The sequence below is a fragment of the Collinsella sp. MSK.8.10 genome (genome assembly GCF_019041915.1).
Classification (GTDB): domain Bacteria; phylum Actinomycetota; class Coriobacteriia; order Coriobacteriales; family Coriobacteriaceae; genus Collinsella.
In genome coordinates this window covers 39,056-54,722 of the sequence record NZ_JAHPYF010000003.1, presented here as the reverse complement: position 1 = coordinate 54,722, position 15,667 = coordinate 39,056, and the positions used below count along the sequence as shown (strand labels likewise).

Sequence of the window (15,667 nt, the reverse complement as noted above, 5' to 3'; positions counted from 1 at the left end):
ACCTTTCGATATAAAAAACGCGGCGCTCCGACAAGAGCGCCGCGCGATACGGGCCATCAGATTTCAAAAGTGTAACGCTTACAACCCCCGTATTGGTTCAATTTAGCCAACCTTAGTCAATTGGATTGAGGGCGTCGATCTGCGCGAGCCACAGACGTGAGCTTGCGTCACTCGGCATACGCCAATCGCCGCGCGGGCTGAGCGTCACCGAACCCACCTTGGGACCATCGGGCAGGCAGCTGCGCTTAAACTGCTGGGCAAAGAAGCGACGGTAGAACGTACGTAGCCATGTGTGGACGGTCTTGGCGTCGTAGACGCCCTCGAAGCTCTTGAGCGCCATGCGGTAGATCTTGCCCGGCTCAAAGCCAAAACGCAGCAGGTAGTAGAGGAAGTAGTCGTGCAACTCGTATGGGCCCACCAAATCCTCGGTCTTCTGCGCAATCTCGCCGTCGCCCGTGGGCGGCAGAAGCTCGGGGGACACCGGCGTATCGAGGATATCGAGCAAGACCTCGGCAATACGCCCGCCAAAGACATCGGCGGCATAGCGTACCAGATGGCGCACAAGCGTCTTGGGCACGCTCGCGTTGACGGCGTACATGCTCATGTGGTCGCCGTTATAGGTAGCCCAGCCGAGCGCCAGCTCCGACAGGTCGCCCGTGCCAATGACAAAACCGCCAGCCTGGTTGGCCAGATCCATCAGAATCTGCGTACGCTCGCGCGCCTGGCTGTTCTCGTAGGTCACGTCCTGCACGGCCGGATCATGCTCAATGTCCTTGAAGTGCTGCTCCACAGCCGCGTGGATCGAAACCTCGCGGAAGCTCACACCCAGGTCGCGAGCGAGCGACTCGGCATTCGACTTGGTACGATGCGTCGTGCCGAAGCCGGGCATGGACACGGCTGTGATACCAGTGCGCGGCAGCCCCAGTGCATCGAAGGCACGCACGGTCACAAGCAGCGCTAGCGTGGAGTCCAAGCCGCCCGAAAGGCCGATAACCGCAGCCTTGGTACCCGTGTGGGCAAGGCGGGTCTTGAGGCCCGCAGTCTGCAGATCGAGGATCGTCTCGCAGCGCTCGGCCAAGTCGCCGTGGTCGGCCGGCACAAAGGGCGCGCGCGGGAAAACGCGGTCGATATCGCAGGCATCGCGCAGGACAGGTTCTTCGGCCAGCACGCCCTCAAACGAAAACTCAACGGTCGTGGCCTCCGGCGCATCGTCCGCGCGCGTCCACGTCGTCGAGCGACGGCGCTCGGCAACCAGGCGGTCAAGGTCAACGTCGGCGATGGCCATATCGCAGGTAAGCAGTTTGGTCGCGGCGAGCTTGGAGCCGTTTTCGTAGACGAGGTTCTCGCCCGCAAAGACCATATCGGTCGTGGACTCGCCCTCGCTCGCGTCCGCATAGGCATAGGCGCAGTACAGGCGCGCGCTCTGGTTGGAAATGAGGCTGCGGCGGTAATCCGCCTTACCGATAATCTCGTCCGAAGCCGACGGATTGAGGATCACCGTCGCACCGGCAAGCGCCATCTCGGTCGAAGGGGGCGCCGGCACCCACAGGTCCTCGCAGACCTCAACGCCCAGCACCATATCCTCGGCACCTTCATCACAGCAGCGGTAGACAAGCCCCGAACCCAGCGGAACCGGACCCTGACCGGCAAACTCGACCCACACAGAATCTGCGGGCGCCGGAGCAAACCAGCGGCGCTCATAAAACTCACCGTAATTGGGCAGATACTTTTTGGCCGTGAGGCCCAAAAGCTCGCCCGCGCAGCACACGGCGGCGCAGTTGTAGATACTCTCGGCAACTGCAACGGGAAGACCGATGGTAAAGACAATCGGCAGCCCGCGGGTTTCATCGAGAATATGTGCCAGTGCGGTCTCGCAGGCATGCAGTAATGTGCGGTTATGGAACAGATCGGCCGCGGTATAGCCAGTCAGATTAAGCTCGGGCAGTACCAGCGCGCGAACGCCGCGCTCGGCAGCCTCGCGAACAGCCGCCAGCGCAACCTCGGCATTGCCCTCGACATCGGCCACGCGAATCTGCGGCGACGCCGCCGCCACACGCAAAAAGCCATCAGACTGAGAAAGGTGAAGATTCATAAGAATGCTCCCGTGCGTAGACGCTATTCAACACAATTAGCAAGCCCTATTGTAGTTCAACCACCGGGTGGAACCACATCCCACCAACTTGGTGAGCTATTGATGAGTTGATGGTATCTGTTAAATGTCACGTACGATTCACATCTGGTGGGTACCCTGATGGCTACACGAAACGAAGCAGATTTACACCGGGAGGACCCCGTATGACAACCAAGTACACCGACGCGCCGCGCACGCGCGTCATGACGCCGGCATCGCTCAACAACGGCGTGCACGAGAACCATTCCATCGGCCAGACCATGGCCATCGCGCCCAAAAAGGGCCTGTTCGACGACATTTCCATTCCCCAGATCATCGCCGGCGCCGCAGCTGCCGCCACGAGCGTGGCGCTTGCTTCAAAGATCGGCATTGCCGGCTCGGTGATTGGTGCCGCTGTGAGCTCAGTCATCACCGTTGTGTCCTCGCAGGTCTATCGCCACTTTATCTCCGCCAGCGCCGAAGCAATCAAGGGCACGCATGCCGCTGTTGACTACCCTACCGGCGCCTACGAGCCCGTTGAGCCCAATGTCGAGGAGCACCTAGGTGGCGCCGCAACCACGCAGGAGATGCGCCAGGTTGCGGGACGCGCGACCACGGCGCGCGTCGCCCCCAACAGCCTGCGCGCCAAAGCGGCGGCAGAGCGCAGCCAGACACAAAAGAAGGTCATCGTCTTCTCGATCGCCATCGCCATCGTCGCGGTCATCGCCTGCGCCGGCGCCATCCTTATCACCACTGCCGGTGAGGGTCTGGGCGAGCGTCCCGAGCCAATCCTGTCGTCGCGCACGACCGAGAGCGATGCAAATGGCAACACCCAGTCGCAAGATCAGCAGGCACAGACGGACGACACGCAAGACAGTCCTACCTCTGCCAATTCGTCCTCGAACACCCAAAACCAATCGCAGGGCACCGATTCCTCTACGGCCAACAGTGGCACGCCGTCCGGCACGACCGACTCAAGCCAAACGACTGACGGTTCACAGCCGAACACGGGAGGCCAGACGAGCGACACCACGTCGGGAACGGGCACGGCAGACAGTAACAACACCAACAGCTCGAGCGGAACCGCTTCCGGCACGGCATCTGACAACTCGAGCCAAGGCACGGCATCGGGCAACTAAGCACGTTTGCCTCTCATAGATAACCGACCTATACAACGGGCGCGAATCGAAAGCGGTTCGCGCCCGTTTGCCTTGGGCGCCGCCATGGCGAACGCCATGCGATGGTAAGATGCTTTACATGTGTAAAGAGGAGATTTGCCATGAGCAAGACAATAGTTAGGCCCACGCTTTCGCTGGGCAACCACATCTATCTGTATCGCCTGCTGCGCGACGCGATTGGGTGCGGCAAGCAAACGTTTATGACACAGGTCGAGGAGGCGCTCGCCGCTGGCGACATGACCGCTTATGACCTGGGCTTCGAGTCCACGCGCGAGCTGCTCGAGGAGCTCGACGACTGCATTAAGCTGACCGTCTTTAAAGGCGGCCGCCTGTATGCCACGGTCATCGCCAACGAGGCCTGGGATGCCGCGCTTGCCAAGGGCGAGGACAAGCCCAAGACCGCCAAGGGCGCCAAGCAGTCCTACAAAAAGAAAAAGCGCGGTGAGAAGGACCTCAAGGCCGTGCGCCCCAAGCACGTTAAGCGTCCCGAGCCCGAAGCCATGGTTGAAGCCGCGCCGGAACCCGAGCCCGAGACAGAGATCGAAGTCGCTATTGAGGTAACGGCAGAAGCCGAAACCGAAATCGCCGCCACGACCGATTCCGAAGTCATATCCGAGCAGGAAGCCACTGTGGAGCTCAACGAAGCGCCCAAGTCGACAACCGAAGAAGCCGCTGACCAACCCGAGCCGTCTGCGTTCCAAAACAGCGATGTCTTTGGCGACGAGGCCGAGGACAATCAGCCCGACGAGTCCGCTGATCAAGACGCTACCGAGTCGGCGCCGGAGCCCGAGACGCCGCAGCCCGCCATCTCGCTCACGGTCGTCTACGACCCCGAGAACGCCAATGCCGGCATCACCACCATGGCATCCACGCCCATCGAGGCAAAGTCGAGCGTCGAGAATGAGAGCTCGACGCAGGTTGAGGTTGAAACTGAAGCTGCAGACGCGCCCGTCACCGTGAAGCCCGCAGATTCCACAATCAAGCCGAAGACGACGCCAGAGCCCGCACCCGTCATCGAGTCCGTGCCCGCCGCTGCTTGCGACCAAATTCCCGCACCGGCACCGGCTTCGGTACCCGCAGCGGCCCCAACCCCCGCGCCCGCAGCGCCCACCATCCCCGAGGACTTCCCCATCGATTTCGCAACCGAGGTTTTCTGCCCCGGCCCGCTTCTGCACCAGCTGTCGACCTATCTCCCCTACGGCGCCGACACGCTCGGCATCGTCGGCGAGTACTACTGGATCGCCCGCGAGCGCGGTACCATCGAGGCCGCGCGAAACCGCGCAAGCTTCCCCCTGCGCTACACGCAGGCCGGCGAGCGTCGCGAGGTTGCCGTGCGCATCCGCCGCAACACCACTGGCGGCCTCGGTGCCGCCTGGGCCATCGACAAAGTCGAAGAGCCCGAGCAGTAACGACAAGCGGCTCAAATCCAAATCAGGATTTGAGCCGCTTTTATTAGCATTCATCGATGTTTCGTGACCAACAGCGAGCGGGCCGCAAGTGCCCCAGGTTGCCGTGAAAGAGGAGCGACGCGTACTTCGGTACGCGAGCGACGGTTTGAACGGCAAGATGGGGTGCTTGCGGCCCGCGCAGCGTCGAGTAGTTACGCGGTTGGGTAAAACCGCGTAACAAATTAGTCGCGCGTCAGCTTGCGGTGAATACGATGCGGCTGGGCTGCGTCCTCGCCCAGGCGCTCGATACGATTGGCCTGATAGGCCTCAAAGTTGCCCTCAAACCAATACCAGTTGCCCGGGTTCTCGTCGGTGCCTTCCCACGCCAGGATGTGCGTGGCAACGCGGTCCAGGAACATACGGTCGTGGCTAATGACCACCGAACAGCCCGGGAACTCGAGCAGCGCCGCCTCGAGCGAGGACAGCGTCTCGACGTCGAGGTCGTTCGTGGGCTCGTCGAGGAGCAGCAGGTTGCCGCCCTGCTTGAGCGTAAGCGCCAGGTTCAGACGGTTGCGCTCGCCACCGGAAAGTACGCCGGCGCGCTTCTGCTGGTCCTGGCCTTTAAAGCCAAAGCTCGCCACATAAGCACGGCTCGGAACCTCGGTCTCACCGACCATCATGTGGTCCAGGCCATCCGAGACGACCTCCCACAGGTTCTTATCGGGGTCGATGCCGGAACGGTTCTGATCGACATAGGAGATCTTGACGGTCTCGCCCACCTCGAGCTCGCCCGAAGTCAGCGGCTCCAGGCCCACGATGGTCTTGAACAGCGTGGTCTTGCCCACACCGTTGGGGCCGATGACACCCACGATACCGTTGCGCGGCAGGGTGAACGATAGGTCGTCGATGAGCACACGGCCATCGAACTCCTTGTGCAGGTGATGGGCCTCGAGAACCTTGTTGCCCAGACGCGGGCCCACAGGGATGCGGATGTCGGTCCAGTCGAGCTTCTGGCTTGCGCGGGCCTCGGCCTCCATCTCCTCGTAGCGAGCCAGACGAGCCTTGTTCTTGGCCTGGCGAGCCTTGGGCGAGCTGCGTACCCACTCGAGCTCGGCCTCCATGCGCTTGGCGAGCTTGGCGTCGCGGTTGCCCTGCGCCTCGATACGGGCGGCCTTGGTCTCCAGATACGTGGAGTAGTTGCCCTTGTAGGGATAAAGGTGACCGCGGTCGACCTCGCAGATCCACTCGGCAACGTTATCCAGGAAGTAGCGATCGTGTGTGACGGCAAGCACCGCGCCCTGGTAGTTGTGCAGGAAGTGCTCGAGCCACAGGATCGACTCGGCATCCAGGTGGTTCGTGGGCTCGTCGAGCAGCAGCAGGTCGGGAGCCTCGAGCAGCAGCTTGCACAGGGCCACGCGGCGGCGCTCGCCGCCGGAAAGCACGTTGACTGGCATGTCGGAATCGGGCAGCTGCAGTGCGTCCATGGCCTGGCCGAGCTTGGAATCGATATCCCAGCCGTCGGCGGCGTCGATCTCGTCCTGAAGCTTGCCCATCTCGGCCATGAGGGCGTCCATGTCGCAATCCGGGTCGCACATCTCCTCGCCGATCTTATTGAAGCGATCGACCTTGGCGATCATATCGCCAAACGCCATGCGCACGTTCTCGATGACGGTCTTGTCGTCGTCGAGCAGCGGCTCCTGCTGCAGGATGCCCACAGTGTAGCCGGGGGTGAGCCTGGCATCGCCGTTGGAGACCTCCTCGATGCCGGCCATGATCTTGAGCAGGGTCGACTTGCCCATACCGTTGGGGCCCACGACGCCGATCTTGGCACCGGGGTAGAAGCTCAGGGTCACGTCGTCAAGGATCACCTTGTCGCCATGGGCTTTACGAGCCTGATACATCTGGTAGATAAACTCTGCCATTTGCCTGTTTTATCCTTTCTACCTGCTGTTTCCCTATTCTTGTTTCGCTTTAGTGGAAACGAAATGAGAAAACCAGCTCTGAAACTTAACGAAAAAGGGGCATGGTTGCCCACACCCCCTAATACTACCTGGGAAAAGTCCCCCTTAACACACTATGAACTGCGTACGCTAGTTTTCCGCAACCTTAACGAGCGGCTCGCTGCGATTTGCGCCACAACAGATACGAGTAGACGTAGACGGCTCCAACCGAACCAAACGCCAGAACCGCAATCACCGCGGCGACGACTTCACTCGAAAGCACGCTGCCTGCCACGCCCATCACAATCAGGCCAATACCCAGCACCATAAAGCAGGCGCCGCCAAAACGCTGAGTACGGCGCCAGTTCTCGGGATCGGCAAGCGCCCAAGGCGTCTTGATACCGAGCGTATAGTTCTGCTTCACACGCGGCAAGTAGTTGCCTACGCCGATGAATAGCAAACCGACAACACCGGAAATCAGCACGTTAACCGAACCGACCGCCGGCACCACGCCCCAGACCGTAAGCTCTCCCAGCCAGCTTATGGCGCACATGAACAAGGTGAAGGCGATTACGAAGCCCTGGTAGAACTTGCCCGAGGTTCGATATGCCTCACCTTTGGGGTCGATGCGCGGCACCACGCAGAACATTGCGAGAAGCGCCAGAGGCAGCACACCGAGCGCAGAGGCCATCCAGCTAGGACCCCAACCGTCGACGGCGCCGTTCGCGCCCCAATGCGTGGGAATCTGCGCAGGCAAGCTCGGCATCACCATGAGGTGCGCTACGACATTGGCGACGCACAGAGCGATCAGCACAATCCACACACGCCGCGATACCCCCGTGGCGTGAATGCCCTTGTTTTCGTTATTCATCCTTATCACCTTCCGTGTTTGTAAAGCCCATAAACCAACCGATCAAGTCCTGCATGACGGTGGTGTTTAAGCTGTATACGATGTTTTGGCCATGGCGCTCGTCGGTCACCAACCCGGCGTTTTTGAGCGTCGCCAAGTGATGGCTCAGCGACGGCTTACTGATATCGAAATGCTCGGCAAGCTCCCCCGCCGTGCAATTGCCCTCGCGCAGCAACTCCAAAATGCGCCGTCGCGTTGGATCGGCAAGCGCCTTAAAACCCTCTCCCGGCATAAGACCTCCTTTCATCATCTCTCATGACGTGCACACTATACTCAATATTTAGATGTTTGTCTAACTATCTAACCGCATTGCTTCAAACCACATCAAAGCAAACGCCATCGCAACCTATGGGCGATTACCTATAATGGCGATAGCTAAAACACGACCTGCTTCCCCATCGGAGGATATTTATGACCGAAACCGCTGCCGCAGCCGCCATCGAGACACGCGACACCAAGCTCGAGATCATCATGGGCCGCGAGGCACTCGATAAGCTCGCCGATGCTACGGTGCTGGTGCTCGGCTGCGGAGGCGTGGGCTCCAACTGCTGCGAGGCACTCGCCCGCGGCGGCATCGGACATTTCGTCATTCTGGATAAGGACGTCATCGCGCCCAGCAATATCAATCGCCAGGCCATCGCCTTTCACAGCACCATCGGAAAGCGCAAGGTTGACGTGATGGAAGCCATGATCCACGACATCAATCCCGCCGCTGCCGTCATCAAGCGAACTGAATACTTGCTGAGCGACAACATCGATGATTTCTTCGCGAGCGTTTTGGAGCAGACGGACGGCAAGCTCGACTACGTCGTCGACGCCATCGACACCATCTCGGCCAAGCTCACCATTGCCAAATATGCTCAGGACCACGACATTCGTTTGGTTAGCTCCATGGGCGGGGCCAACAAGCTCCATCCCGAGTGCCTCCGCTTTGCCGACATCTTCGATACAGTGCGTGACCCCATGAGCCGCATTATGCGCAAAGAATGCAAGAAACGCGGAATCAAGAGCCTGCATGTACTGTTTAGCTGTGAGGAATCGGTTAAGACACAGCCCCGCGACCCTTCCAATATCCACGAGCGTACCGAGCTGGGAACCGCCAGCTTTATGCCGCCCATCATGGGTCAGATGATTGCCGGCGAGGTTATCCGCCAGATCAGTGGGCGCGGCACCGAGCGCGTGCGCGCCGATGGCCAGCGCCTGGACTAGCAGGATGCCCTGCGATGGAACCGCGATTCTTTGACACGCATTGTCACCTTGATTTGATGCTCAGCCCCGATGCTACGGCCAATGAGTCGGCGGCATTGGGTCTGGGGCTCTTTGACTGTGGCATCGACCCATGCGACTTCGAGGCAGCAAAAAAGCGGGCCAGCCGTTACCCAAACATTATCGCGGGCGTCGGCCTCCATCCCTGGTGGCTCGCCGACGGCCGCTGCGGTCCTGCCGAAGTCAATCTGCTTTGCGAAGTTGCTGCCCAAGGGCGCTACATCGGCGAGGTGGGACTCGACTTTTCCACTCGTTTTGCTGGAAGCGAGCCGCTGCAAATACAGGCACTTGACCGGCTCTGCGATACGCTCGTGCAGCATCCTCTTACCGGACGCGTGATATCAATTCATGCCGTTCGTTCGGCAGGAGCCGTACTGGACGTCCTCGAATCGCATGGACTACTCATCCCAAACCCCGACTCCCCCGTTATCATCTTCCACTGGTTTAGCGGTACTTCGGACGAACTCGTCCGCGCGCGCGATGCAGGCTGCTATTTTTCCGTCAACGAACGCATGCTCGCGACCAAGCGCGGTCGCGAATACGCACGACAGATCCCACTCGACCGCCTACTGCTCGAGACCGATTCACCAGCCGAACCAAACACAGAAACAAGCGCACAGTCGCTCATCAGATCGCTCGCATGGACCTCAGAACGTATCGCCTCACTCAAAAACTGTGGCGCAAAGCACATCGAGTCGGCAGTTTTGGCAAATTCACGCTCTGTTTTTAGCCTTCGCTGACCCCTGTGGTCAAAAAATGTCAAATATGAGTACTGTTACCGAAATGGATACATTACTTTGAGCTTTCCGACCACCAGAATGATCTACGATTGTCCATTAACTAACACTTTTACAGTCATTCCTCCTACATTTTCGCAAGTTTAAACCCCTCCAAACGCTTAAATCACGTCTGAAGGGGTCAATTATGCTGCGACTAAATTAGTCACAGTACTCATATTTGGCATTTTTTGACCACCGAGTCACAGGGAGGCACTAATGCAGCTCCCTGAGCCCGCTCGGCTATTCGGAAATCGGCGCCCCGTGGCCCCAAGAGCCTTCCATGCCGCATACGGTCGAGGCAAACCTGGCCGCGAAGTCAAGCGCCCGCTCAATAGCCTCAGAACCATCCTCACCGCGCTTGGCGGAATCGAGATAGCACATCAAAAACGAGGTGAGGAACGAGTCGCCCGCCCCCATGGTGTCCTTCATGTCCGTTACCGGTTTAGCCAGCTGGCGGTAATAACGCTCGCCGTCGTAAGCAATGCAGCCCTCGGCGCCCGCCGTAGCCGACACAAAACGCGGACCCAGGCCCTTCACCCATGCCAGACGCTCGCGAATCTCGTCCTCACTCGCGGCATCCGCCGCACTAAAGAAAGCGAAATCGACGTAGGGCGCAATCTGCTCGTAGTACTCGTCGGTGGAGTCGTCCGAAAAGTCAAAAGAGACCGTGACGCCCGCAGCCTTCAGCTTGGGCAGCTCGCGCTCGGTAAAGCAATAGTTGCCCGAATGAACCACATCGAACTGCTTCATGTACGAAAGGTCAAAGCGATCGAGGACATAACGCGCATCGCCACGGATACCGCCCTCGTTGGAGCCGAGGAAGACACGGTCACCGTCAACGACGGTCACGCGAGCCGCTCCGTTCTCGCCAATCATCTGCTCGCACTTGTCAAGCTCGATACCCTCATCCTCGAGGCTTGCAATGACATGCTCGGCAGCGGCATCATTGCCAAAAATGCCCATGTATGCGGAGCGTGCGGCACCGCATTTCTTGGCATAAACGGCGAAGTTCACCGCATTGCCGCCGGGATACATGGTGTGGATATGCTCGTAGCGATCGACGACGTTGTCGCCAAATCCGAGCGCGTTAACGTTAAATGCCATGGCCTTTGCTCCTTCTAGTACTCGACAACACCCATATAGCGACGGAAATCGGGATCGTGATCAAACACCTTGCCGCGTGCGGCACGCAGCTCGCAGTTCATGGCGTAGAACAGCACCGAGTCCAGATAGGCACGGACGCTCGCCGGCACGGCTTCCATACCGTACTCCTTGGCATCGAGCACCATCAGCGTATCGGTATGCGTCTTAAGGAACGCCAGGGCGCGCTCGTCCATAGCACGGCACTCGCTGGAGCCCATCTGCAGGAAGTAAAAAACGCCATCCTGAGTAGCCTCGAAGGGGCCGTGGAAGTACTCGGCAGAGTGGATGTAGCTGCAGTGCTGCCACTGCATCTCCATAAGAGAGCAGATAGCGAAACCGTAGGTCTGGCTAAAGTTGGGACCGCTGCCCAGAATATAGAAGAACTCGTGCTCCTGGCAAAGCTTGGCAAAGCGATCGCCCAGCTCGGCATTTACCTTCTCGCGTGCCGGGGGAAGAATCTTATCCATCTCGGCGATACCGGCATACATATCGGCAAGATCGGCGTAGCCCTCCTGCTGATCGAGCAGCTCGGCCGCAAGCGACAGCGAAATGCCAGCGGGGACCTCAGCCTGCGGCACGCCCTCGCCCCACGGGTAGACCCACGTGGTCCACTTGCCGGAGTCGATCTTGGATCCAGCGTTGTCGGTCTGGGCGATCACCGTAGCGCCGGCAGCAAGGGCAATCTCGCAGCCCTCGACGACCTCAGGGGTGTTGCCACTGTGGCTACAAGCGATGACCAGGGACTTCTCGCCCAGACGACGCGGACGCATGATATCGAACTCGCGAGCCGTATAGATATACGAAGTGAAGGTGGTTGCCTCGCGCTGCAGAAGCTCATGGGCCGGGATCAAATCGATCATGGAGCCACCGCAAGCAATCCAGTAGACGCTGTCGAACTTGCCCTTCTCGGCAATTGCCTCTTTGATCAGATCGTGTGCGTTCATATCCAGTTCCTTTCTTATTTGGCCCGCAATCAATGACGTTGGTTGCGTGGCCGATGGTTGTTTTAGTCAATCAGATATTTCTCGAATGCGGCCATGTTCTTGGCATCTGCCGCCGCCGGGTCATCGTAGTAACGACCGTCCGTGATTTCCTGGCCCAGCATGCCGTCGAAACCATGGGCGTTGAGTGTGGCGACGAAGGCGTCCATATCGTGCTTGCCATCGCCCCACACCAGATGACCATACGGATCACCGTCGATAAAGTGCATCTCGTGAATTGCCCCATCACCAAAGGCGACAAACCAGTCCTCGAGCGTCTCGCCTGCAACGCCCATCGCGGTTGTATCAACCATGGGCTGTAAGTACGGGCTCGCGACCTCGTCAATCATGCGCTTCGCATCGGAAACCGTCGTCACAAGGTTGCTCTCCTCGGGACGCAGGCTTTCCATCGTAAGCACCAAACCGTGCTCGCCGGCATACTCCGCCAGAATGGACAAGTGCTCGCGGCTGCGCTTCCAAGCTTCCTCGCGGTCCTCGTCCCAGTCGCCCCAGCCCGAGTTGACGGACATACGGTCGCACCCAAGTACCTCGGCAAGCTCAATGCCGTGCTTAAAGTACGCCAGGCTGCGCTGCTCATGCAGCGGTTTGCGTGCGCAATACTGCCAAGGATAGACAACATTCTCGGGGCACAGAGTACGATACCTAAGCCCACGGTCTGCAGCCTTTTTCGCCAGGACCTCAGCCTCAAAGTAGCCCGTGTGGTCGAGCGTCACATGCGGCTCTGCACACCACAGCTCAATGGACTCAAAGCCCAAGCGCTGCTGCACATCAAGGAAGTAATCGAGCGACCACATGATGTAGTGGATATTCATGCCCGCAATCTGCTCGCGGTGCAGCGTCGGTTTGGATTCAGACATCTTATGCCTCCTTATTTCGATCGAACACGATTTGTCCATCCGACATCGTCATATCAACCGCAAGATCGCGTGCGTCGCGATAATCGAGGTCAAACACATCCCGATCGAGCACGCAGATATCGGCAAGCTTGCCAACCTCAAGCGTACCCAGCTCGTCTTCGCGCATCAGATCGTACGCGCCCCCGGCAGTCCAAGCCCGCAAGAGCTCGACAAGCGTCAGCGTGTTGACCTCATTCACGGGCAGTCCGTCGGCGAAGAATCCGCCGCACGCGCTGTAGATTGACTCGCCCAGGCTCGGAATCAGCAGCGGCAAATCCGTTCCACAGCACACTGTGCATCCGGAATCTTCCATGCCGCGGCGATTCCAGCTGTGTAAAAGTCGCGTCTCGCCAATTTGTCGACGCATCATCGACAGGCAATCCTCGCGCCGGTCCAGCGTCAGAATCTGCGGATAGACCTCGCAAATTCCACCTAACTTGCCAAACTCGACAAGATCGGTCGGGTCAGAGTTCTCGAGATCGGTAATCGCATGGCGGCGAAGCATCCGTCCATGCTCGTCTCGAGGCAGCGAGGCATAGAGCGCCACGGTGCGACGAACGGCGCCATCGCCCTGGCAATGCAAGGAATATCGGAAGCCGTCAGCATCAATTGCACGCAGCTCGCTCTCAATCAGATCCCACTCTGGCTCCTCGACGACCGTCTTGCCGGCAGCGCCCGCATCGGCCGAGTCCTCATAGGGGTCTATCATCTCTGCAAGCCCCGCCCATACGCCGCGATCGGTCATACGGTTGAAGCCAGAAAAACGAACGAACGGTCCCCGGAAGCGCTCTCGTGCCTCGCGGGCATATGCCAGATTTGCACCGGCGCCCACCGGCTGCGACATCATAGAGACGCGAACCGTCAGCTCACCAGATTCCTCACGGCGAGCCATTTCGTCGGCAAAGCCATAGTAGTCATCAAACGCCATTTCCTTGATGGCGGTAACGCCACGCTCGTTAAGCATGCTCATGTAGTCCGAATACCCGGCACGCACCTCGGTCAGCGCAAGGAAATCACTCATCATGCGCCAGATCTTCTCGGCATAGCACGCCTGGGGTGTAAAGCCGTATCGCGCACTGGCGGCAGCATTGAGAACGCAGGTCTCCGCACCCGGTGTAAAGCAGACGACAGGGATATCGCCAAAACAATCGTCAAACACAGCTGCCGTATTTGCGTTCTCGGCATCCGATGCCAACGTTTCGGGTAGGTTGTGGCCAAAAGCCGCCGCGCAATCCGGATGATCTTCTTTCCATGCACGCAAGAGCGACACAGCCTCTTTGGCATCAGCGATGCCGGACAGATCAGACCCCAACGTCCGCAGCGCCCAACCTGTATAGAAGGTATGCACATCGATCAGGCCAGGCATGACAGTGCGGTCGCCCAGGTCAACTACATCGTCCGCCTGGGTCAAATACGAAGTTACCTCACACTTGGTGCCAACAGCCTCAATTCGATTGCCACGGACCGCTACGAAACCTTCAAACGGCAGGTCCCCCGTACCGGTAAAGACGCTCTTAGACGTCAGGACCGTCAAACGATCAGACATCACAACCACCTACACCGGAAGCATGCCAGAGATTGCCGTTACGATCAGGCCAAAGACGACCATGAAAATGAAGAACTTCCAAATGGTCTTCCACCATTGGCCAAACGAAATCCTAGCCACGGCAAGACCGGCGACCGTCATGCCCGCCACGGGGCTGATGGTGTTGATGGTCTGGTTGGCAAACTGGAGCGCGGTGACGGCCGCCTCGGGATTGAGGCCCATGAGCTCGGTCAGGGGGCCCATAACGGGCATGGTGAGAGCCGCCAGGCCAGAACTCGAGGGAACCAGCAAAGAGAGCAGACCAAGGACGACATACATAAACGTGGTGTAGACGGCGGCGGGTGCACCGGCGAGCGCGGTAGCGAGCGCCTGGAGGATGGTGTCGATGATCATGCCGCCCTCGGCGATGACCAGAATACCGCGAGCGATACCGATAACGACGGCAGCGTACGCAAAGTCGGCGAGACCCTTAACGAACTCCTCTGCGATCGTCTGCTGGTCAAGGCCGCCCAGGATACCGGCAAGCAAGCCCATGCCAAGGAACACGGCGGAAATCTGATTCATGTACCAGCCCTGGGTAACAAGACCCCAGACGATAATGCCCATACCGCAAGCAAAATCGATAAGCACGAGCTTCTGACGGATAGTGAACTCTTCCTCGATGGAGGCATCGGTCACGGAAAATTCAATACGCTTGAGCTTATCGTCCTCGTACACAATGGACGACTCGGGGTTTTTCTTGACGCGCATGGCGTAGCGCATGGCCCATGCGATACCGACGGCAGTGAAGATGACCCAAGAAACGGCACGCAGCCACAGTTGCGGATTACCCTCGATGCCAATGATGCCTTGGGCGATCAAAACATTAAACGGGTCGATGGTCGAAGCACAATATCCCAGGTTAGGACCAAGGAAGCAGATGATGAATGCCGTCATCGAGTCATAACCGATACCCATCATGATGGGAATGAAGATGGCATAGAACGGCAGGGCTTCCTCAGACATACCAAACGTAGTGCCACAAATGGACAGCAACGTCATCGTGATGGGAATGATGAGGATGTCCTTGTTCTTGAGCTTTTTAATCACACGGCTCATGCCGGCATTCAAAGCGTTGGTCTTGGTGATGATCGCGAACGATCCGCCAATCAATAAGACGAACGCAACGACGTCGGCAGCCTCTTGGATACCCTTGGTGGGCGCTTGCAGAACCGCGAAGATATCCTGACCCAGATTGATGGTCTCGCCGGTCTCGGAATCGGCGTAGTTCTTATCGACCTGCTCATAGGTTCCAGCAACGGCGACTTCACGCTCGCCCGCCGCTGTCGAAATCGTCTTGCGCTGATACTGACCAGAGGGAACGATCCAAGTCAGGACCGCAAAGACAACTATCAGCAAGAACATGATCGTATAGACATGCGGTAATTTGAACTTAAAACGTCTGTTTGTCTTCTTCGCCTTCGTATCTGACATAGATACCTCCAAAGAACTCGAGACTGCATCGCATCTC

General features: G+C 58.7%; 13 protein-coding genes. 4 read left to right on the top strand and 9 right to left on the bottom strand.

The window, feature by feature from the left end; genetic code table 11:
* Nucleotides 1–112: 112 nt before the first annotated feature.
* Nucleotides 113–2,092, bottom strand: coding sequence for an NAD(+) synthase (locus KTF55_RS04610; RefSeq protein WP_217107735.1), 1,980 nt, complete (start codon nt 2,090–2,092; stop codon nt 113–115).
* A 203-nt stretch (nt 2,093–2,295) separates the two neighbouring features.
* Here KTF55_RS04610 and KTF55_RS04605 point away from each other — a divergent pair, with 203 nt between their 5' ends.
* Together KTF55_RS04605 and KTF55_RS04600 are read left to right on the top strand one after the other, a co-directional pair.
* Entirely contained in the window at nt 2,296–3,249 is a 954-nt protein-coding gene (locus KTF55_RS04605) for a hypothetical protein (RefSeq protein WP_217107734.1), read from the top strand.
* Between the two features lie 140 nt (nt 3,250–3,389).
* Nucleotides 3,390–4,697 (top strand): hypothetical protein, encoded by a 1,308-nt coding sequence (locus KTF55_RS04600; protein WP_217107733.1) that lies wholly within the window; start codon nt 3,390–3,392, stop codon nt 4,695–4,697.
* A gap of 221 nt (nt 4,698–4,918) precedes the next feature.
* On the opposite strand, the gene ettA is transcribed toward KTF55_RS04600, so the two are convergent.
* The 3 genes from ettA to KTF55_RS04585 all read right to left on the bottom strand — a co-directional run bounded on the left by ettA (nt 4,919) and on the right by KTF55_RS04585 (nt 7,758).
* Nucleotides 4,919–6,598 (bottom strand): energy-dependent translational throttle protein EttA, encoded by a 1,680-nt coding sequence (gene ettA, locus KTF55_RS04595; protein WP_217107732.1) that lies wholly within the window; start codon nt 6,596–6,598, stop codon nt 4,919–4,921.
* A 184-nt stretch (nt 6,599–6,782) separates the two neighbouring features.
* On the bottom strand, nt 6,783–7,487 hold the full coding sequence (locus tag KTF55_RS04590) for an SdpI family protein (RefSeq protein ID WP_138339799.1): 705 nt from the start codon (nt 7,485–7,487) through the stop codon (nt 6,783–6,785).
* Complete coding sequence (locus tag KTF55_RS04585; protein ID WP_022094448.1) at nt 7,480–7,758, bottom strand: autorepressor SdpR family transcription factor; 279 nt, start codon at nt 7,756–7,758, stop codon at nt 7,480–7,482. Before KTF55_RS04585 ends, KTF55_RS04590 begins: the two co-directional genes overlap by 8 nt.
* Nucleotides 7,759–7,937: 179 nt before the next feature.
* Here KTF55_RS04585 and KTF55_RS04580 point away from each other — a divergent pair, with 179 nt between their 5' ends.
* Entirely contained in the window at nt 7,938–8,735 is a 798-nt protein-coding gene (locus KTF55_RS04580) for a ThiF family adenylyltransferase (RefSeq protein ID WP_138339800.1), read from the top strand.
* 14 nt (nt 8,736–8,749) lie between these two features.
* Nucleotides 8,750–9,532 carry a TatD family hydrolase gene (locus tag KTF55_RS04575; RefSeq protein WP_138339801.1) on the top strand — a complete coding sequence of 261 codons (783 nt, stop codon included), beginning with the start codon at nt 8,750–8,752 and terminating at the stop codon, nt 9,530–9,532.
* Between the two features lie 279 nt (nt 9,533–9,811).
* Here the strand turns inward: KTF55_RS04575 and KTF55_RS04570 are convergent, their stop codons facing one another.
* The 5 genes from KTF55_RS04570 to KTF55_RS04550 all read right to left on the bottom strand — a co-directional run bounded on the left by KTF55_RS04570 (nt 9,812) and on the right by KTF55_RS04550 (nt 15,630).
* On the bottom strand, nt 9,812–10,675 hold the full coding sequence (locus KTF55_RS04570; protein WP_148332760.1) for a PfkB family carbohydrate kinase: 864 nt from the start codon (nt 10,673–10,675) through the stop codon (nt 9,812–9,814).
* A gap of 14 nt (nt 10,676–10,689) precedes the next feature.
* Complete coding sequence (locus tag KTF55_RS04565; RefSeq protein WP_217107731.1) at nt 10,690–11,658, bottom strand: SIS domain-containing protein; 969 nt, start codon at nt 11,656–11,658, stop codon at nt 10,690–10,692.
* A 62-nt stretch (nt 11,659–11,720) separates the two neighbouring features.
* Nucleotides 11,721–12,572, bottom strand: coding sequence for a sugar phosphate isomerase/epimerase (locus KTF55_RS04560; protein WP_196032668.1), 852 nt, complete (start codon nt 12,570–12,572; stop codon nt 11,721–11,723).
* Between the two features lies 1 nt (nt 12,573).
* Nucleotides 12,574–14,157, bottom strand: a complete 1,584-nt coding sequence (locus tag KTF55_RS04555; RefSeq protein ID WP_196032665.1) for an amidohydrolase — start codon at nt 14,155–14,157, stop codon at nt 12,574–12,576.
* Nucleotides 14,158–14,166: 9 nt separating this feature from the next.
* Entirely contained in the window at nt 14,167–15,630 is a 1,464-nt protein-coding gene (locus KTF55_RS04550) for a YfcC family protein (protein WP_217107730.1), read from the bottom strand.
* Nucleotides 15,631–15,667: the final 37 nt, after the last annotated feature.